An 18,688-nucleotide genomic window follows, 5' to 3' on the forward strand; every position below is an offset into this window, starting at 1 on the left:
TGCGGGGTTACGGCCGGCCGGGCGCCGGTCCCGAGCTGGCCCGGACGGTCAGCTCGGGCGCGATCAGCACGACCTCGTCGCTGCCGCGCCCGTCGAGTTTGGCGACCAGGTGGTCCACGGCGTGCCGGCCCATCTCCTGCGCGGGGATCGCCACCGACGTGAGCCGCACCGAGGCCTGCGTCGCGACCTGGTCGGGGCAGATCGCGACGACCGACATGTCCTCCGGCACGGCCCGGCCCTGCTGCCGCAGCAGGGCGAGCAGGGGCTCGACCGCCGACTCGTTCTGCACGATGAGCCCCGAGGTGTCGGGGCGTTCGTCGAGGATGCGGGCGAGGGTGACCGCCATCGCGTCGTATCCGCCCTCGCACGGCCGGTGCAGCAGCCGCACGCCGAGCTCCCGGGAGCGGGACCTGAGGCCGTCGAGGGTGCGCTCGGCGAAGCCCGTGTGCCGCTCGTAGACGGCCGGGGCCTCCCCGATGACCGCGATGTCCCGGTGCCCCTGCTCGGCCAGGTGCTCCACGCACAGCGCGCCCGTCGCCCGGAAGTCCAGGTCGACGCAGGTCAGCCCCGCGGTGTCGGCGGGCAGGCCGATCAGCACGGACGGCTGGTCCGTCGCACGCAGCAACGGCAGCCGCTCGTCGTCCAGCTCGACGTCCATGAGGATCATTCCGTCGGCGAGCCCGCTGCCCGCCACGCGGCGCACCGCGTCGGGGCCCTCCTCGCCGGTGAGCAGCAACACGTCGTACCCGTGGGCACGGGCCGAGGTCGCCACGGCGATGGCGATCTCCATCATCACCGGCACGTACATGTCCGTGCGCAGCGGGACCATCAGCGCGATGATGTTCGACTTGCTGCTGGCCAGGGCGCGGGCCCCGGCGTTCGGGTGGTAGCCGAGCTCGCGGATGCTCCGCTGGACCCGCTGCCGGGTGTTCGCGGAGATGGACCGCTTGCCGCTGAGGACATAGCTCACCGTGCTCGCCGAGACTCCGGCGTGCTGGGCGACCTCGGCAAGGGTGACCATCCAGCTCTCCAAGTTCTTGTGAAGCGCTTCGACAGTGCGCGTAACCGATACGGTGGGTGAGGGTGGTTCGACAGTAGCTTCAGCGGGAGTGGGTGTCCATAGCCTGTCGAAGCGCTTCGATGCGGATTTCCCGGAGCGCTCTCAGAGCCGGAACCGCCACCGTGCGGGCACCTCGATGCAACACCGTCGTCCGGCGCGCGACAAGGGCCGGGGACGCGCGGCCCCCTTCGGCTGAACGGACGCGCGAGGACTGGTGGGAGCGTCCGGATTCGGGTACCAACGATCCAGTAGCACTGGTCGGTAACGAAACGGTCCTCCATCTTCCTAGTTGCGGCGAGGTGCCCCTCATGTCCGCTTCCACCACCCCTTCTTCCCGTCCCGCCGTCACCGAGCGGGAGGCCCGTGAGGTGGCGGAGGCCGCCCGGGAACAGCACTGGCGCAAGCCCAGCTTCGCCAAGGAGCTGTTCCTCGGCCGCTTCCGGCTCGACCTCATCCACCCCCACCCCCTCCCCGCCGACGAGGCGGTCCAGCGCGGCGAGGAGTTCCTCGCCAAGCTCCGCGACTTCGTCGAGACGAAGGTCGACGGGGCCCTCATCGAGCGCGAGGCCCGGATCCCCGACGAGGTGATCGACGGTCTGAAGGAGCTCGGCGCCTTCGGCATGAAGATCGACACCAAGTACGGCGGTCTCGGGCTCGGGCAGGTGTACTACAACAAGGCACTCGCCCTGGTCGGCTCCGCGAGCCCCGCGATCGGCGTCCTGCTCTCCGCGCACCAGTCGATCGGCGTCCCCCAGCCCCTCAAACTGTTCGGCACCCAGGAGCAGCGGGAGCGTTTCCTGCCGCGCTGCGCCCGCACGGACATCAGCGCCTTCCTGCTCACCGAGCCCGACGTCGGCTCCGACCCGGCCCGCCTGGCCACCACGGCGATCCCGGACGGCGACGACTACGTCCTCGACGGCGTGAAGCTGTGGACCACCAACGGCGTCGTCGCCGACCTGCTGGTCGTCATGGCCCGGGTGCCGAAGTCCGAGGGCCACCGCGGCGGCATCACCGCCTTCGTCGTGGAGACGAACTCGCCGGGTGTCACCGTCGAGAACCGCAACGCCTTCATGGGCCTGCGCGGCATCGAGAACGGCGTCACCCGCTTCCACCAGGTCCGCGTCCCCGCGGCCAACCGCGTCGGCGCCGAGGGCCAGGGCCTGAAGATCGCCCTGACCACCCTCAACACCGGGCGGCTGTCCCTGCCCGCCTCCTGCGTCGCGGCCGGCAAGTGGTGCCTGAAGATCGCCCGGGAGTGGTCGGCCGCCCGCGAGCAGTGGGGCAAGCCCGTCGCGCACCACGAGGCGGTCGGCTCCAAGATCTCCTTCATCGCGGCCACCACCTTCGCCCTGGAGGCCGTGACGGACCTGGCCTCGCAGATGGCCGACGAGGACCGCAACGACATCCGCATCGAAGGCGCCCTGGCCAAGCTGTACGCCTCCGAGATGGCCTGGACGATGGCCGACGAACTCGTCCAGATCCGCGGTGGCCGAGGCTTCGAGACGGCCGATTCGCTCCGGGCCCGCGGCGAGCGCGGCGTCCCGGCCGAGCAGTTGCTGCGCGACCTGCGCATCAACCGCATCTTCGAGGGCTCCACCGAGATCATGCACCTGCTGATCGCGCGTGAGGCCGTCGACGCCCACCTCTCGGTCGCCGGTGACCTCATCGACCCCGAGAAGTCCCTGGGCGACAAGGCCAGGGCGGGCGCCAACGCGGGCGTCTTCTACGCCAAATGGCTGCCCAAGCTGGTCGCCGGCCCCGGCCAGCTCCCGGCCTCCTACGGCGAGTTCAAGCACGAGGTGGACCTCTCCGGCCACCTGCGCTACGTCGAGCGCACCGCCCGCAAGCTCGCCCGCTCCACCTTCTACGCCATGTCCCGCTGGCAGGGCCGGATGGAGTCCAAGCAGGGCTTCCTCGGCCGGATCGTCGACATCGGCGCGGAGCTGTTCGCCATGAGCGCCTCCTGCGTGCGGGCCGAGCTGCTGCGCAGCCAGGGCGACCACGGCCGCGAGGCCTACCAGCTCGCCGACGTCTTCTGCCGCCAGGCCCGCATCCGGATCGAGGAGCTCTTCACCCGCCTGTGGACCAACACCGACGACCTCGACCGCAAGGTCGTCAAGGGCGTCCTGTCCGGCACGTACGAGTGGCTGGAGCAGGGCATCGTCGACCCCTCCGGCGAGGGCCCCTGGATCGCGGACGCGACACCGGGACCGTCCCAGAAGGAGAACGTCCACCGGCCGATCAGGTAGCCGAGACCCTCCTGGGGGCGCGCACAGTCAAGGCGCGCGCCCCCAGGAAGGGGATGCGCTGTCCTCACACCCCGGCCTTACGGCAACAATGGAGCAATGAGCGACAGTCCAGCCCCCCTCGCCGACCCGCACCTCGTCTACGACCCCGTGGCGGGCGACGGCCCCAAGGACGTGGTGATCCTCGGCTCCACCGGGTCCATCGGCACCCAGGCCATCGACCTCGTGCTGCGCAACCCCGACCGGTTCCGGGTCACCGGGCTGTCGGCCAACGGCGGCCGGGTCGCCCTCCTCGCCGAGCAGGCCCACCGGCTGCGGGTGCGGACCGTCGCGGTCGCCCGCGAGGACGTCGTACCGGCCCTGCGCGACGCGCTCACCGCGCAGTACGGCACGGGCGAACCGCTCCCCGAGATCCTCACCGGCCCGGACGCGGCCACCCGGCTCGCGGCGTCCGACTGCCACACCGTCCTGAACGGCATCACCGGCTCCATCGGACTCGCCCCGACCCTCGCCGCCCTGGAGGCGGGCCGCACCCTCGCGCTCGCCAACAAGGAGTCGCTCATCGTCGGCGGCCCGCTGGTCAAGGCCCTCGCCAAGCCCGGGCAGATCATCCCGGTCGACTCCGAGCACGCCGCCCTCTTCCAGGCCCTGGCCGCCGGCACCCGCGCCGATGTCCGCAAACTGGTCGTCACCGCCTCCGGCGGGCCCTTCCGCGGCCGTACGAAGGCCGAGCTCGCGCACGTCACCGTCGAGGACGCCCTCGCCCACCCCACCTGGGCCATGGGCCCGGTCATCACGATCAACTCCGCGACCCTCGTCAACAAGGGCCTGGAGGTCATCGAGGCGCACCTCCTCTACGACATTCCCTTCGACCGCATTGAGGTGGTCGTGCATCCCCAGTCGTATGTCCACTCGATGGTTGAGTTCACGGATGGATCGACACTGGCCCAGGCGACCCCGCCCGACATGCGCGGGCCCATCGCCATCGGCCTCGGCTGGCCCGAGCGCGTGCCCGACGCCGCCCCCACCTTCGACTGGAGCAAGGCCTCGACCTGGGAGTTCTTCCCGCTGGACGACGAGGCCTTCCCCGCGGTGAACCTCGCCCGGCACGTGGGCGAGCTCGCGGGCACCGCCCCGGCGGTGTTCAACGCGGCCAACGAGGAGTGCGTGGAGGCGTTCCGCCGGGGCGTGCTGCCCTTCAACGGGATCATCGACACCGTCACCCGGGTCGTCGACGAGCACGGCACCCCGCCCACGGGAACCTCGCTCACCGTGTCGGACGTCCTCGAAGCGGAGACCTGGGCGCGGACCCGGGCCCGGGAACTGGCGGCACAGACGGCGGAGGCCCGTGCATGACGACCCTGATGTTCATCCTCGGCATAGTCCTCTTCGCGGTCGGCCTGCTCGTCTCGATCGCGTGGCACGAGCTGGGGCACCTGTCCACCGCCAAGCTCTTCGGCATCCGCGTGCCGCAGTACATGGTCGGCTTCGGCCCCACGATCTTCTCGCGCCGCAAGGGCGAGACGGAGTACGGCGTCAAGGCCATCCCGTTCGGCGGCTACATCCGCATGATCGGCATGTTCCCGCCCGGCCCCGACGGCCGGATGGAGGCCCGCTCCACCTCGCCGTGGCGCGGCATGATCGAGGACGCCCGCACCGCCGCCTACGAAGAGCTGAAGCCGGGCGACGAGAAGCGCATGTTCTACACGCGCGCCCCCTGGAAGCGCGTGATCGTGATGTTCGCGGGCCCCTTCATGAACCTGATCCTGGCGGTGGCGCTGTTCCTCACCGTCCTGATGGGCTTCGGCATCACCCAGCAGACCACCACGGTCAGCTCGGTCTCCCAGTGCGTCATCGCGCAGAGCGAGAACCGCGACAAGTGCCAGAAGGGCGACCCGGCCGCCCCCGCCGCCGCGGCCGGCCTCAAGGCGGGCGACAAGATCGTCTCCTTCGACGGGAGGAAGACCGACGACTGGAACAAGCTGTCCGACCTGATCCGCGCCACCCCCGGCAAGGAGGTGCCGATCGTCGTCGAGCGGGACGGCAAGGACGTCACGCTGCACGCGAAGATCGCCACCAACCAGGTTGCCAAGAAGGACTCCGGCGGCCAGATCGTCGAGGGACAGTACGTCCAGGCCGGATTCCTCGGCTTCAGCGCCGCCACCGGCGTGGTCAAGCAGGACTTCGGCGACTCCGTGACCTGGATGGGCGACCGCATCGGAGAGGCCGTCGACTCCCTCGCCGCCCTCCCGGGCAAGATCCCGGCCCTGTGGAACGCGGCCTTCGACGGCGCCGAGCGCGAGGCCGACTCCCCGATGGGCGTGGTCGGAGCGGCCCGGGTCGGCGGTGAGATCTTCACCCTCGACATCCCGCCCACCCAGCAGCTGGCCATGGCCCTCATGCTGGTCGCCGGCTTCAACCTCTCCCTGTTCCTGTTCAACATGCTCCCGCTGCTGCCGCTCGACGGCGGCCACATCGCGGGCGCCCTGTGGGAGTCGCTGCGCCGCAACACGGCCAAGGTGCTGCGCCGGCCCGACCCGGGCCCCTTCGACGTGGCGAAGCTCATGCCGGTCGCCTACGTCGTCGCCGGGATCTTCATCTGCTTCACGATCCTGGTCCTGATCGCCGACGTGGTGAACCCGGTGAAAATCTCCTAGTCATACGGCGTTCACGGCGGCCCGGCACGCTTTTCGCCGGGCCGCCTCCCATCGAGTGGCACGGCGGGTGGGATGTGCCCGCGCCGAGGCACGTGCCGTAATCTCGAAGCTCGGAGCCCGCTGCTCACGGGACCGGACCTTGATCCACGACTTGGGGTTGCACAGCAGATGACTGCGATTTCTCTCGGCATGCCGTCCGTTCCGACCAAGCTCGCCGAGCGCCGGAAGAGCCGCCAGATCCAGGTCGGGACCGTGGCCGTCGGCGGGGACGCCCCCGTGTCGGTGCAGTCGATGACCACGACGCGCACGTCGGACATCGGCGCGACCCTCCAGCAGATCGCCGAACTCACCGCCTCCGGCTGCCAGATCGTCCGCGTCGCCTGCCCGACGCAGGACGACGCCGACGCGCTGGCGACCATCGCCCGCAAGTCGCAGATCCCGGTCATCGCAGACATCCACTTCCAGCCGAAGTACGTGTTCGCGGCCATCGAGGCGGGCTGCGCGGCGGTCCGCGTCAACCCGGGGAACATCAAGCAGTTCGACGACAAGGTCAAGGAGATCGCCAAGGCGGCCCGCGACCACGGCACCCCGATCCGCATCGGTGTCAACGCCGGCTCCCTCGACCGCCGCCTGCTCCAGAAGTACGGCAAGGCCACCCCCGAGGCCCTCGTCGAATCGGCCCTGTGGGAGGCGTCCCTCTTCGAGGAGCACGACTTCCGCGACATCAAGATCTCCGTCAAGCACAACGACCCGGTCGTCATGATCGAGGCCTACAAGCAGCTTGCCGCCCAGTGCGACTACCCCCTGCACCTGGGCGTCACGGAGGCGGGCCCGGCCTTCCAGGGCACCATCAAGTCGGCCGTCGCCTTCGGCGCGCTCCTCTCGCAGGGCATCGGCGACACGATCCGGGTGTCCCTGAGCGCGCCGCCCGCCGAGGAGGTCAAGGTCGGCCTCCAGATCCTGGAGTCCCTGAACCTCAAGCAGCGCGGCCTGGAGATCGTCTCCTGCCCGTCCTGCGGTCGCGCCCAGGTCGACGTCTACAAGCTCGCCGAAGAGGTCACCGCCGGCCTCACCGGCATGGAGGTCCCCCTCCGCGTCGCCGTCATGGGCTGCGTCGTCAACGGCCCCGGCGAGGCCCGCGAGGCCGACCTCGGCGTCGCCTCCGGCAACGGCAAGGGCCAGATCTTCGTCAAGGGCGAGGTCATCAAGACCGTCCCCGAGTCCAAGATCGTGGAGACCCTCATCGAGGAGGCCATGAAGCTGGCCGAGCAGATGGAGAAGGACGGCGTGACCTCGGGCGAACCGTCGGTCGCGGTCGCGGGCTGATCACGTGACGCCGAGGGGACCCGCGCCCCGTTGAGGGGCGCGGGGAACCGCGCGACAAGCCACGGACGTCCCGCACCCGCCCGGCAACGGGAAGCCCCGGGCTCGGAGGCGTCCCGCTCGAGCAGCGCAGCTATAGTGCGGAGACCAGCAACCCCCGTTCGTGAGGCCCGCACGTGTTGACCCAGACCACCTCACGGGTCCTCGAACCGAGCGACCTGGACGCCGCGCTCGCCGTCCTCGACCGCGAGCCCGTCGCGAACGCCTTCGTGACGTCCCGCGTGCAGGTCGCCGGACTCGACCCGTGGCGGCTCGGCGGTGAGATGTGGGGCTGGTACGAGGACGGCATACTCACCTCTCTCTGCTACGCCGGCGCCAACCTGGTCCCGATCTGCGCCGGGCCGCGCGCCGTCCGCGCCTTCGCCGACCGCGCCCGCCGGGCCGGCCGCCGCTGCTCCTCCATCGTCGGCCCCTCCGGTCCCACCTCCGACCTGTGGCGGCTCCTGGAACCCCAGTGGGGCCCGGCCCGCGACGTCCGACGCCACCAGCCGCTCATGGTCACCGACCGGCTCCCCGACGGTGTCACCCCGGACCCCTACGTCCGTCGCGTCCGCAAGGACGAGATGGAGACGATCATGCCGGCGTGCGTGGCGATGTTCACCGAAGAGGTCGGCGTCTCCCCGCTGGCCGGCGACGGAGGCCTGCTCTACCAGGCCCGCGTCGCCGAACTCGTCGGCTCCGGCCGCGCCTTCGCCCGCTTCGACTCCGACGGCAAGGTCGTCTTCAAGGCCGAGATCGGCGCCGCGACCGACCGCGCCTGCCAGATCCAGGGCGTGTGGGTGGCCCCCGAGTACCGCGGCACCGGCATGGCGGCCCCCGGCATGGCGGCCGTCCTGCGGTACGCCCTGGCCGACGTCGCGCCGGTCGTGAGCCTGTACGTCAACGACTTCAACACCGCGGCCAGGAGGACGTACACGAGGGTCGGCTTCCAGGAGGTCGGCGCGTTCATGAGCGTGCTGTTCTGAAGCGCCCTCTGGGGCGCGCGGAACTGCGCGAGCAACCCCGCGCAACCCGCACCCGGCTGACAACCGAAATCCCCCTGTAGGCTCCCCGCATGGACCTCGTGATCGGCCCACTCGACCTCTCCGCCCATGTCGACGAGGCCCTGGCCGTCCAAGCGGTGGCCTTCGGTCTCGGCCCCGACGAAGTCGCAGTCCGCCGCCAGATCGTCCTGCGCCACATGACCTACCCGGGAGCGAGGGCCCTCGGCGCCAGCACCGCCGAACGCCTGGTCGGCTTCGTCTACGGCATGCCCAACGACCGCACCCACTGGTGGTCCACCGTCGTGGAGCCCTACCTCCGCGCCCGGCACAACGACCACTGGCTCGACGACTCCTTCGTGATCACCGAACTGCACGTCCACCCCGCCTACCAGAACCGCGGCCTCGGACGCTCCCTGATCACCACCATCACCGACGGCGCCGACCAGCCCCGCTCGATCCTCTCCGCGATCGACACCGAGAGCCCCGCCCGCGCCCTCTACCGCTCCCTCGGCTACCAGGACCTCGCCCGCCAGGTTCTCTTCCCCAGCGCCCCGAAGCCGTACGCCGTGATGGGCGCCCCGCTCCCGCTCCTGCGCCGTTAACCGATTTCCACCGCCGCGCACCCCCCGGATAACCTCCTGCCATCACCCACACGCAGCAGGAGCAGAGGAACCATGGCAAACGCACCGGTCCAGCGCATGTCCCAGTTGTTGGCGAAGACGTTGCGCGACGACCCGGCGGACGCCGAGGTCCTCAGCCACAAGCTCCTCGTCCGCGCCGGCTACGTCCGCCGCACCGCCGCCGGCGTCTGGAGCTGGCTGCCCCTCGGCAAGAAGGTGCTCGCCAACGTCGAGCGGATCGTCCGCGAGGAGATGGACGCCGTCGGCGCCCAGGAGGTCCTGCTCCCCGCCATCCTGCCCCGTGAGCCCTACGAGGCCACCGGCCGCTGGGAGGAGTACGGCCCCGAGCTGTTCCGCCTCCAGGACCGCAAGGGCGGCGACTACCTCCTCGGCCCCACCCACGAGGAGATCTTCACCCTCCTGGTGAAGGACCAGGCGTCGTCCTACAAGGACCTGCCGGTCATCCTCTACCAGATCCAGAACAAGTACCGCGACGAGGCCCGCCCCCGCGCCGGCATCCTGCGCGGCCGCGAGTTCCTGATGAAGGACTCGTACTCCTTCGACACCGACGACGAGGGACTCGCCCGGTCGTACGCCCTGCACCGCGAGGCCTACCAGCGGATCTTCGCCCGCCTGGGCCTCGACTACCGCATCTGCGCCGCGACCGCCGGCGCGATGGGCGGCTCCAAGTCCGAGGAGTTCCTCGCCCCGGCCGAGGCCGGCGAGGACACCTTCGCCGACTGCCCGAACTGCGACTTCGCCGCCAACACCGAGGCGATCACGTACGAGCTGAAGCCCGTCGACGGCTCGGACGTGCCCGCCGCCGAGGACATCCCCACCCCCGACACCCCGACCATCGAGACCCTCGCCGCCCACCTCGGCGTCCCGGCCTCGGCCACGCTGAAGAACCTCCTCGTGAAGGTCGACGGCGAGATCGTCGCCGTCGGCGTCCCCGGGGACCGCGAGGTCGACATGGACAAGGTCGAGGCGCACTTCGCCCCGGCCACCGTCGAGCTGGTCACCGAGACGGACTTCGCCGCCCGCCCCGACCTGGTCCGCGGCTACGTGGGACCGCAGGGCCTGGACAAGGTCACCTACCTCGCCGACCCGCGCGTCGCCCCGGGCACGGCCTGGATCACCGGCGCCAACAAGCCCGGCACGCACACGAAGAACGTCGTCGCGGGCCGCGACTTCGAGGTCGACCAGTACGTCGACGTCGTGGTCGTGCAGGAGGGCGACCCCTGCCCCAAGTGCGGCACCGGCCTCGTCCTCGACCGTGCCATCGAGATCGGCCACATCTTCCAGCTGGGCCGCAAGTACGCCGACGCCCTCAAGCTCGACGTCCTCGGCCAGAACGGCAAGCCGGTCCGCGTCACCATGGGCTCCTACGGCATCGGCGTCTCCCGCGCGGTGGCCGCCCTGGCCGAGCAGAGCGCCGACGACAAGGGCCTGTGCTGGCCCGCCGAGGTCGCCCCGGCCGACGTCCACGTGGTCGCCGCCGGCAAGGCCCTCCAGACCGAACTGGCCCTGGAGATCTCCCAGAAGCTGGCCGCCGCCGGTGTCCGCGTCCTGGTCGACGACCGCCCCGGCGTCTCCCCGGGCGTCAAGTTCACCGACTCCGAGCTGATCGGCGTGCCGCAGATCCTGGTGGCGGGCCGGCGCGCGGCCGACGGTGTGGTGGAGCTGAAGGACCGCCGCACCGGTGAGCGCGAGGAACTGACGGTCGAGGAGGCCGTCGCCCGCCTCACGGCGTAACACCGGCGCCGCACGACACAGCACCGACAGGGCCGGGCGGACCGGCGGGCATCAGTCGGCCCGGCCCTGTCGACCGCTGTCCGGGCCGGGCGGCCCGGGGCGGACCAGCACCGACGGGGCCGGGGCGGACGGGCCCGTCCGCCCGGCAGCCGAGGCCGCTGTCCAGGACGGGCGGCCCGGGGCGCGGCCTCCGGATGCTTCGCTCCCCGCGCCCTACAGCCAGCTCGCGAATTCCAGCAGCAGCTCCGCGTCCCGCGGCCGTCCGGTCCGCCCTGCCCGGCAGCCGGACCGCCGGGCGGCCCGTGCGGTCCGGGGCGCGGCCCCCGGGTGCTCCGTTCCCCGCGCCCTACAGCCAGCTCGCGAATTCCAGCAGCAGCTCCGCGTCCCGCGGCCGTCCGACCCGCCCGGCAGCCGGACCGCCGGGCGGCCCGTGCGGCCCGGGGCGCGGCCTCCGGATGCTTCGTTCCCCGCGCCCTACAGCCAGCTCGCGAATTCCAGCAGCAGCTCCGCGTCCCGCGGCCGTCCGACCCGCCCCGCCCGCACGCCCGACTCCACCGCCCGGAACAGCGTCCAGCCCCGCAGCCGTTCCTGGTCCACGTCCAGGGACTCCGCGAGCCGCTTCACCCGGCGCCGGGTCGTGGCCGCACCGGACGGCTGGGCGATCAGGTCCTCCACCCGGTCCCGGACCAGCCGGGCCAGATCGAAGGCGCACTCGCCGACGACCGGGTCGGGCCCCACGGCCAGCCACGGCATCCGCTCCCCGCCGAGCACCTTGCTCTGCCGGAACGTGCCGTGCAGCAGCCGGTGCTCCGGCGGTGCGGCGAGCAGCTCCTCGCGCGCGGCGAGCGCCAGGTCGACCAGCGGGGCCACCTCGGGCTCGGTCCCGGCCCGGGCACGCATCGCCTCGGCCTGCCGCCCGGTCCGCTCGGCCACGGTCTCGAAGGGGAACCCGGCGGGTGGCTCCACCCACAGCCGCCGCAGCGTCCCCGCCGCCTCCAGCAGCGCCTTCGCCTCCGGCAGCGACCGCACCGACACGTCCGGGTGAAGCCGCTCCAGCAGCAGCACCCCCTCGGCCGACGGCGGTTCGAGCAGCTGCACGGCCCCCCGCCCGGCCCAGTGCGCGAGCGCGGCCCGCTCCGCCTCCGGGCGGGCCCGGCCCGGCGCCAGCTTGAGCACGGCGGGTGTCCCGTCGGCCGCCCGCACCAACAGCACCAGGCTGCTGCGCCCGCCGGGCACCTGCACCCGCTCCACGGTCAACTCGCGCAGCTCGACGGCCCGCTGCGCCGCCTCGGGCAGCTTCTCCAGCCAGTCGTCACCGTCCGGCGCCGTCTCACCGAGCGCCCTGACCAGACGCTTCGGCGGTTCGAAAACCATGCGCGAGTCGTTCCCTTCATGCCGTCCGCGGTGCGCGCCCTGCGCGGGTCACGCCGTCGGCGCCGCCGAGGGCGGGGCCGTGCCGGCCCGCTCGGCGAGCCCAGGGAAGGCTACGCTCTCGCCCCGCCAGCGCACCGCCCGCACCGCCGCCTCCCGCAGCGCCTCGACCGCCAGGGCCCGCCGCCCGCCGCCCGCGGCGCGCACCAGATCCGCGTACACCCCGGCCACCCGGTCCTCCAGCTCGGCGGCGAGCCGCACGGCCGCCGCCGAGTCCGGCACCTGGAAGGGCAGCGCGTAACCGGCGGACGCGGCCACCGGCCGGCCCCCCAGGTCCTTCACCTCACGCACCAGCGCGTCCCTGCGCGCCCGGTGCGCGTCGTACGCCGTGAGGGCCTCGGCGCGCTTGCCGTCGCCGATCCTCCCGCCGACGACGCCGTACCCGTAGACCGCCGCGTGCTCGGCCGCCAGCGCGGCCTGCAGGGCCCGCAGCTCCCGGTCCTTCTCCTCGCTCACGCGGCACCCTCCGTCAGCAGATACACGTGCGCGGCCCCGGCCGCCGCCACCGACGCCAGCAGCCGCGCCAGCTCACCCGGAACCCCGCCCAGCGCCTTGACCCGCCGGTCGGCGAGCTCCCGCTCCGCCGCTGCGAGCCCGGCCAGGGCGTCCTTGTCGTTGCCCGGCACCGTCTCGGCCGGCGACGGCGAGCCCGACGCGGACCCGGATGCCGACGCGGACGGCGAGCCCGACGCGGACCCGGATGCCGACGCGGAAGGCGAGCCCGACGTGGACCCGGATGCCGACGCGGACGGCGAGGCCGAGTCGGGCGGGGAGGCCGGGACGGACGGCGAAGGCGATGCTTTCCGGCCACCGCCGAACGCCTGCGCGTGCCGCACGACCTCCTCACGCAGCGGCCGCAGCCGGCCCGTGAGCCCCGGCCGGGCGGCGATCACGGCGTCGTAGCGCTCCACCAGCCCCTCGCTGTCCCGGGCCGCACGCGCGCGCACCCGGTCGGCGGCCGACGGGTCGTCTCCGCCGGGCCCCCCGGAGCCCCCGCCGGTGCAGCCCGTCAGGGCGAGGGCCGCCGGGGCGGCGGCGAGCAGACTCCTTCTGCGCGGCCCCGAGCGGGCACGCGGCGATGGCGGGAACGGCACGTCAGACGTCCTCGGGGCTCGTGCGGGAAACATTCGCGAATGACTCGAATGATGGGGAGGTTACGAACGCTGGTCGAGAGGCGTGCGAGGGATGTTCGAGAAAACGGCACTGCGCGGGCCGCACGCCCGTGATCACGGTACCCGGGCCCCCGCCCGGCATCACTCAGCGGCACCGTTCGTGACCGGGTGGACGGCAACACTCCCCGCGACCGGATACCCTTTGACCAGACACGCGACCCATCCCACAACAGCACACGCGGCCGAGGAGTCACCCGGATGAGCACCACCCAGAGCGAGAGGCTGCGAGAGCTACTGGAACCGCTCGTCAGCTCCCAGGGCCTGGATCTCGAGGAGATCGAGGTGGACTCCGTCGGACGCAAGCGTGTGCTGCGCGTCGTCGTCGACTCGGACACGGGCGCCGACCTGGACCAGATCGCCGATGTGAGCCGCGCGCTCTCGGCGAAGCTCGACGAGAGCGACGCGATGGGCGAGGGCGAGTACACCCTCGAGGTCGGCACCCCCGGCGCGGAGCGCCCCCTCACGGAACACCGGCACTACGTCCGCGCCACGGACCGGCTGGTGAAGTTCCAGCTGGCCGAGGGCGGTGAGCTGGTCGCCAGGATCCTGAAGGTCGACGACGAGGGTGTCGACACCGAGGTACCCGGTGTGAAGGGCCGCAAGGCCACCGCGCGCCGGCTCGCCTTCGACGACATCGTCCGGGCGCGTGTCCAGGTCGAGTTCAGCCGCAAGGACAAGAAGGAAGAGGAGGCGTAGCCGTGGACATCGACATGAGCGCCCTGCGGGGCTTGGTTCGGGAGAAGGAGATCTCCTTCGACCTGCTGGTCGAGGCGATCGAGTCGGCCCTCCTCATCGCCTACCACCGCACCGAGGGAAGCCGCCGTCACGCGCGCGTGGAGCTCAACCGGGAGACCGGCCATGTGACCGTGTGGGCGAAGGAGGACCCCGACGACCTCGAGGAGGGCCAGGAGGCCCGCGAGTTCGACGACACCCCGTCCGGTTTCGGCCGTATCGCCGCCACCACGGCCAAGCAGGTCATCCTGCAGCGCCTGCGCGACGCCGAGGACGACGCGACGCTCGGCGAGTACGCCGGCCGCGAGGGCGACATCGTCACCGGCGTGGTCCAGCAGGGCCGCGACCCGAAGAACGTGCTGGTCGACATCGGCAAGCTCGAGGCGATCCTGCCCGTGCAGGAGCAGGTGCCGGGGGAGACCTACCCGCACGGCATGCGGCTGCGCTCGTACGTCGTCCGGGTGGCCAAGGGCGTCCGCGGTCCGTCCGTCACCCTCTCGCGCACGCACCCCAACCTGGTGAAGAAGCTCTTCGCCCTGGAGGTGCCGGAGATCGCCGACGGCTCGGTGGAGATCGCCGCGATCGCCCGTGAGGCCGGTCACCGCACGAAGATCGCCGTCCGGTCCACCCGCTCCGGCCTGAACGCCAAGGGCGCCTGCATCGGCCCCATGGGCGGCCGCGTGCGCAACGTCATGGGCGAGCTGAACGGCGAGAAGATCGACATCGTCGACTGGTCGGAGGACCCGGGGGAGATGGTGGCGAACGCCCTGTCCCCCGCCCGGGTCTCCAAGGTGGAGATCGTGGACATGGCGACCCGGTCGGCCCGGGTGACCGTGCCCGACTACCAGCTGTCCCTGGCCATCGGCAAGGAGGGGCAGAACGCCCGCCTCGCGGCCCGGCTGACCGGCTGGCGGATCGACATCCGCCCGGACACGGAGCCCGCCGCGGCCGGCACCGAGGAATAGATCCAAGCCGCGCGCCGTTCAGATCACGACAGGTTGATGCGCGGCAACTGTTCGAATCCTGCCCCAAAGGGGTGAGGAGCGTACGGGGAGGTAGACTTAGCAGTGTCTGGCCGGACGCGCGCCCGCGCATGCCCTGAACGCACCTGTGTGGGGTGTCGGGAGCGAGCGGCCAAGGCCGAACTGCTGCGGATCGTAGCGATCGAGGACGCGTGCGTCCCTGATCCACGCGGTACGCTGCCCGGCCGGGGTGCTTACGTGCACCCCGCACCGGTCTGTCTCGACCAGGCGGTACGCCGCCGGGCGTTCCCGAGGGCACTGCGCGTCCCGGGACCGCTCGACACAAAGGCGTTGCGCCAGTACGTCGAGCAGACGACAGTTGCCGAGCAGGCAACACGGTAAGACGTGCCGTACGGAACCCCGTGCGGCTAGGTACCTCGCGAGTCGAAAGCAGGTCGAGATTGCGATGAGCACTCGATGAGTACGCGATGAGTACGCCCATGAACTAGCGACGGTCCGGACGCAACCCGGACCTCAAAGGAGCGAAGTGGCTAAGGTCCGGGTCTACGAACTCGCCAAGGAGTTCGGCGTCGAGAGCAAGGTCGTCATGGCCAAGCTCCAGGAACTCGGTGAATTCGTCCGTTCGGCGTCTTCGACGATCGAAGCGCCCGTTGTACGCAAGCTGACGGACGCCCTCCAGCAGGGCAGCGGTGGCGGCAAGCCCGCCCCCGCCCGCAAGGCTGCCCCGGCCAAGCCGGGTGCCCCCTCTCCCGCGCAGGCCGCCCGTCCGGCAGCCCCGCGCCCGCCGGCCCCCAAGCCGGCCGCCGAGAAGCCCGCGGCTCCGGCCGCGCCGGCCACTCCCGGCCCCCGTCCCACCCCGGGCCCGAAGCCCGCGCCGCGGCCCGCCCCGGCGTCCCCGGCTCCGACGACGCCCGAGTTCACGGCGCCCCCGTCGGCTCCCGCCGCCCCGTCCTCGCCTCAGGGCCAGGGCCAGGGCCAGGGTTCCGGCCCGCGTCCGGGCGCCCCGCGTCCGGCCGGCCAGGCCCCGCGTCCGGGTGCCCCGCGTCCGGGTGGCCCCGGCCAGGGCGGCCAGGGCCGTGGTGAGCGCGGCGACCGTCCCGGCGCCCCGCGTCCGGGTGGCGGCGCCCCGCGTCCCGGTGCCCGTCCGGCGGGTCCCCGTCCGGGCAACAACCCCTTCACTTCCGGTGGCTCCACCGGCATGGCGCGCCCGCAGGCGCCCCGTCCGGGTGGTGCCCCGCGTCCGGGCGGCCCCGGTGCCCCCGGTGGTGCTCCGCGTCCGCAGGGCCAGGGCGGCCAGGGCGGTCCCCGTCCGCAGGGCGCTGGCGGCGGTCCTCGTCCGCAGGCTCCGGGCGGCGCGCGTCCGACCCCGGGCGGCATGCCCCGTCCGCAGGGCGGCGGTCCCCGTCCCGGCGGCGGTCCCGGCGGCCCCCGTCCCAACCCCGGCATGATGCCGCAGCGTCCGGCTGCCGGCCCGCGTCCCGGTGGCGGTGGCCCCGGCGGCCGCGGTCCCGGCGGCGGCGGTCGTCCCGGTGGCGGCGGCGGTCGTCCGGGCGGCGGCGGCTTCGCCGGTCGTCCCGGTGGCGGCGGTGGCGGCTTCGCCGGTCGTCCCGGCGGTCCCGGTGGCGGTGGCGGCGGTTTCGCCGGTCGTCCCGGTGGTCCCGGCGGCGGTGGCCGTCCCGGCTTCGGTGGCCGTCCCGGCGGCCCCGGTGGCCGCGGTGGCACGCAGGGTGCGTTCGGCCGTCCCGGCGGTCCCGCGCGTCGTGGCCGCAAGTCGAAGCGGCAGAGGCGCCAGGAGTACGAGGCCATGCAGGCCCCGTCGGTCGGCGGTGTGATGCTGCCTCGCGGCAACGGCGAGACCGTTCGCCTGTCGCGCGGTGCCTCCCTCACCGACTTCGCCGAGAAGATCAACGCCAACCCGGCGTCGCTCGTCGCGGTCATGATGAACCTCGGCGAGATGGTCACGGCCACGCAGTCCGTCTCCGACGAGACGCTGCAGCTCCTCGCCGACGAGATGAACTACACGGTTCAGATCGTCAGCCCGGAGGAGGAGGACCGCGAGCTCCTCGAGTCCTTCGACATCGAGTTCGGCGAGGACGAGGGCGACGAGGAGGACCTGATGGTCCGCCCGCCGGTCGTCACCGTCATGGGTCACGTCGACCACGGTAAGACCCGGCTCCTCGACGCCATCCGCAAGACGAACGTCATCGCGGGCGAGGCCGGCGGCATCACCCAGCACATCGGTGCCTACCAGGTCGCGACCGAGGTCAACGACGAAGAGCGCAAGATCACCTTCATCGACACCCCGGGTCACGAGGCGTTCACCGCCATGCGTGCCCGTGGTGCCCGGTCGACCGACATCGCGATCCTGGTCGTCGCGGCCAACGACGGCGTCATGCCGCAGACGGTCGAGGCGCTCAACCACGCCAAGGCGGCCGAGGTCCCGATCGTCGTCGCGGTCAACAAGATCGACGTCGAGGGCGCCGACCCGACCAAGGTGCGCGGTCAGCTCACCGAGTACGGGCTGGTGGCCGAGGAGTACGGCGGCGACACGATGTTCGTCGACATCTCCGCCAAGCAGGGTCTGCACATCGACTCCCTGCTGGAGGCCGTGATCCTCACCGCCGACGCCTCGCTCGACCTGCGGGCCAACCCGAACCAGGACGCGCAGGGCATCTCGATCGAGTCCCGCCTCGACCGCGGCCGCGGTGCCGTGTCGACGGTCCTCGTCCAGCGCGGCACCCTGCGGGTCGGCGACACCATGGTGGTCGGCGACGCGTACGGCCGCGTCCGGGCGATGCACGACGACAACGGCAACAGCGTCGCCGAGGCCGGTCCCTCGACGCCGGTCCAGGTCCTCGGCCTGACCAACGTCCCGGGTGCGGGCGACAACTTCCTGGTGGTCGACGAGGACCGTACGGCCCGTCAGATCGCCGAGAAGCGCGCCGCCCGTGAGCGCAACGCCGCGTTCGCCAAGCGCACGCGCCGCGTGTCGCTGGAGGACCTGGACAAGGTGCTGAAGGCCGGCGAGGTCCAGCAGCTGAACCTGATCATCAAGGGTGACGCTTCCGGATCCGTCGAGGCGCTCGAGTCCTCGCTGCTCCAGCTGGACGTCGGCGAAGAGGTCGACATCCGCGTCCTGCACCGCGGTGTCGGTGCGGTCACGGAGTCCGACATCGACCTGGCCATGGGCTCCGACGCCATCGTCATCGGCTTCAACGTGCGCGCCGCCGGGCGTGCGCAGCAGATGGCCGAGCGCGAGGGTGTCGACGTCCGGTACTACTCGGTCATCTACCAGGCGATCGAGGAGATCGAGGCGGCCCTCAAGGGCATGCTCAAGCCGGAGTACGAGGAGGTCGAGCTCGGTACGGCGGAGATCCGCGAGGTCTTCAAGTCGTCCAAGCTGGGCAACATCGCGGGTGTTCTCATCCGCTCCGGCGAGGTCAAGCGCAACACCAAGGCGCGCCTCATCCGCGACGGCAAGGTGGTCGCGGAGAACCTCAACATCGAGGGCCTGCGTCGCTTCAAGGACGACGTCACCGAGATCCGCGAAGGGTTCGAGGGCGGTATCAACCTCGGCAACTTCAACGACATCAAGGTCGACGACGTCATCGCGACGTACGAGATGCGCGAGAAGCCGCGCGTCTGACCTGAGTCACGATCGGGGCC

Annotated in this window: 15 protein-coding genes; 11 read left to right on the plus strand and 4 right to left on the minus strand. The window is 72.1% G+C overall.

The window, feature by feature from the left end:
- Positions 1-7: 7 nt before the first annotated feature.
- Entirely contained in the window at positions 8-1,021 is a 1,014-nt protein-coding gene (locus ACFV20_RS20500) for a LacI family DNA-binding transcriptional regulator (RefSeq protein ID WP_385658447.1), read from the minus strand.
- A gap of 347 nt (positions 1,022-1,368) precedes the next feature.
- On the opposite strand from ACFV20_RS20500, the gene ACFV20_RS20505 reads away from it, so the two are divergent.
- The 7 genes from ACFV20_RS20505 to ACFV20_RS20535 all read left to right on the plus strand — a co-directional run bounded on the left by ACFV20_RS20505 (position 1,369) and on the right by ACFV20_RS20535 (position 10,704).
- Positions 1,369-3,309: an acyl-CoA dehydrogenase family protein gene (locus ACFV20_RS20505; RefSeq protein ID WP_385658449.1), complete on the plus strand. Its 1,941-nt coding sequence runs from the start codon at positions 1,369-1,371 to the stop codon at positions 3,307-3,309.
- Between the two features lie 96 nt (positions 3,310-3,405).
- Entirely contained in the window at positions 3,406-4,662 is a 1,257-nt protein-coding gene (gene dxr, locus ACFV20_RS20510) for a 1-deoxy-D-xylulose-5-phosphate reductoisomerase (protein WP_385658451.1), read from the plus strand.
- A gap of 8 nt (positions 4,663-4,670) precedes the next feature.
- Positions 4,671-5,963 (plus strand): M50 family metallopeptidase, encoded by a 1,293-nt coding sequence (locus tag ACFV20_RS20515; RefSeq protein ID WP_385658507.1) that lies wholly within the window; start codon positions 4,671-4,673, stop codon positions 5,961-5,963.
- Between the two features lie 168 nt (positions 5,964-6,131).
- A complete protein-coding gene (gene ispG, locus ACFV20_RS20520; RefSeq protein ID WP_385658453.1) occupies positions 6,132-7,289 on the plus strand; it encodes a flavodoxin-dependent (E)-4-hydroxy-3-methylbut-2-enyl-diphosphate synthase in 1,158 nt (385 codons plus the stop codon).
- 173 nt (positions 7,290-7,462) lie between these two features.
- The gene (locus ACFV20_RS20525) at positions 7,463-8,311 is read left to right on the plus strand and encodes a GNAT family N-acetyltransferase (protein ID WP_385658455.1); all 849 of its coding nucleotides are present in this window, start codon (positions 7,463-7,465) and stop codon (positions 8,309-8,311) included.
- Between the two features lie 89 nt (positions 8,312-8,400).
- Positions 8,401-8,931, plus strand: coding sequence for a GNAT family N-acetyltransferase (locus tag ACFV20_RS20530; RefSeq protein ID WP_385658457.1), 531 nt, complete (start codon positions 8,401-8,403; stop codon positions 8,929-8,931).
- A gap of 72 nt (positions 8,932-9,003) precedes the next feature.
- Positions 9,004-10,704 (plus strand): proline--tRNA ligase, encoded by a 1,701-nt coding sequence (locus tag ACFV20_RS20535; RefSeq protein WP_385658459.1) that lies wholly within the window; start codon positions 9,004-9,006, stop codon positions 10,702-10,704.
- 474 nt (positions 10,705-11,178) lie between these two features.
- Here the strand turns inward: ACFV20_RS20535 and ACFV20_RS20540 are convergent, their stop codons facing one another.
- From ACFV20_RS20540 to ACFV20_RS20550, 3 genes are read right to left on the minus strand one after another with little or no spacing between them, the layout of a single operon-like run.
- Positions 11,179-12,078: an aminoglycoside phosphotransferase family protein gene (locus tag ACFV20_RS20540; RefSeq protein ID WP_385658461.1), complete on the minus strand. Its 900-nt coding sequence runs from the start codon at positions 12,076-12,078 to the stop codon at positions 11,179-11,181.
- 48 nt (positions 12,079-12,126) lie between these two features.
- Positions 12,127-12,591 (minus strand): ferritin-like domain-containing protein, encoded by a 465-nt coding sequence (locus ACFV20_RS20545; protein ID WP_385658463.1) that lies wholly within the window; start codon positions 12,589-12,591, stop codon positions 12,127-12,129.
- Positions 12,588-13,229 (minus strand): hypothetical protein, encoded by a 642-nt coding sequence (locus ACFV20_RS20550; protein ID WP_385658465.1) that lies wholly within the window; start codon positions 13,227-13,229, stop codon positions 12,588-12,590. The genes ACFV20_RS20545 and ACFV20_RS20550 overlap by 4 nt, the downstream gene beginning before the upstream one ends.
- A gap of 276 nt (positions 13,230-13,505) precedes the next feature.
- Between ACFV20_RS20550 and rimP the strand changes: the two genes are divergently transcribed.
- The 4 genes from rimP to infB all read left to right on the plus strand — a co-directional run bounded on the left by rimP (position 13,506) and on the right by infB (position 18,668).
- A complete protein-coding gene (rimP, locus tag ACFV20_RS20555) occupies positions 13,506-14,003 on the plus strand; it encodes a ribosome maturation factor RimP (RefSeq protein WP_385658467.1) in 498 nt (165 codons plus the stop codon).
- Positions 14,004-14,005: 2 nt separating this feature from the next.
- Entirely contained in the window at positions 14,006-15,004 is a 999-nt protein-coding gene (nusA, locus tag ACFV20_RS20560; RefSeq protein WP_385658469.1) for a transcription termination factor NusA, read from the plus strand.
- 102 nt (positions 15,005-15,106) lie between these two features.
- Positions 15,107-15,403, plus strand: a complete 297-nt coding sequence (locus ACFV20_RS20565; RefSeq protein WP_385658471.1) for a YlxR family protein — start codon at positions 15,107-15,109, stop codon at positions 15,401-15,403.
- Positions 15,404-15,548: 145 nt separating this feature from the next.
- Positions 15,549-18,668 carry a translation initiation factor IF-2 gene (gene infB, locus ACFV20_RS20570; protein WP_385658473.1) on the plus strand — a complete coding sequence of 1,040 codons (3,120 nt, stop codon included), beginning with the start codon at positions 15,549-15,551 and terminating at the stop codon, positions 18,666-18,668.
- Positions 18,669-18,688 lie beyond the last annotated feature (20 nt).

This window comes from Streptomyces sp. NPDC059696 (assembly GCF_042733745.1).
GTDB lineage: Bacteria > Actinomycetota > Actinomycetes > Streptomycetales > Streptomycetaceae > Streptomyces.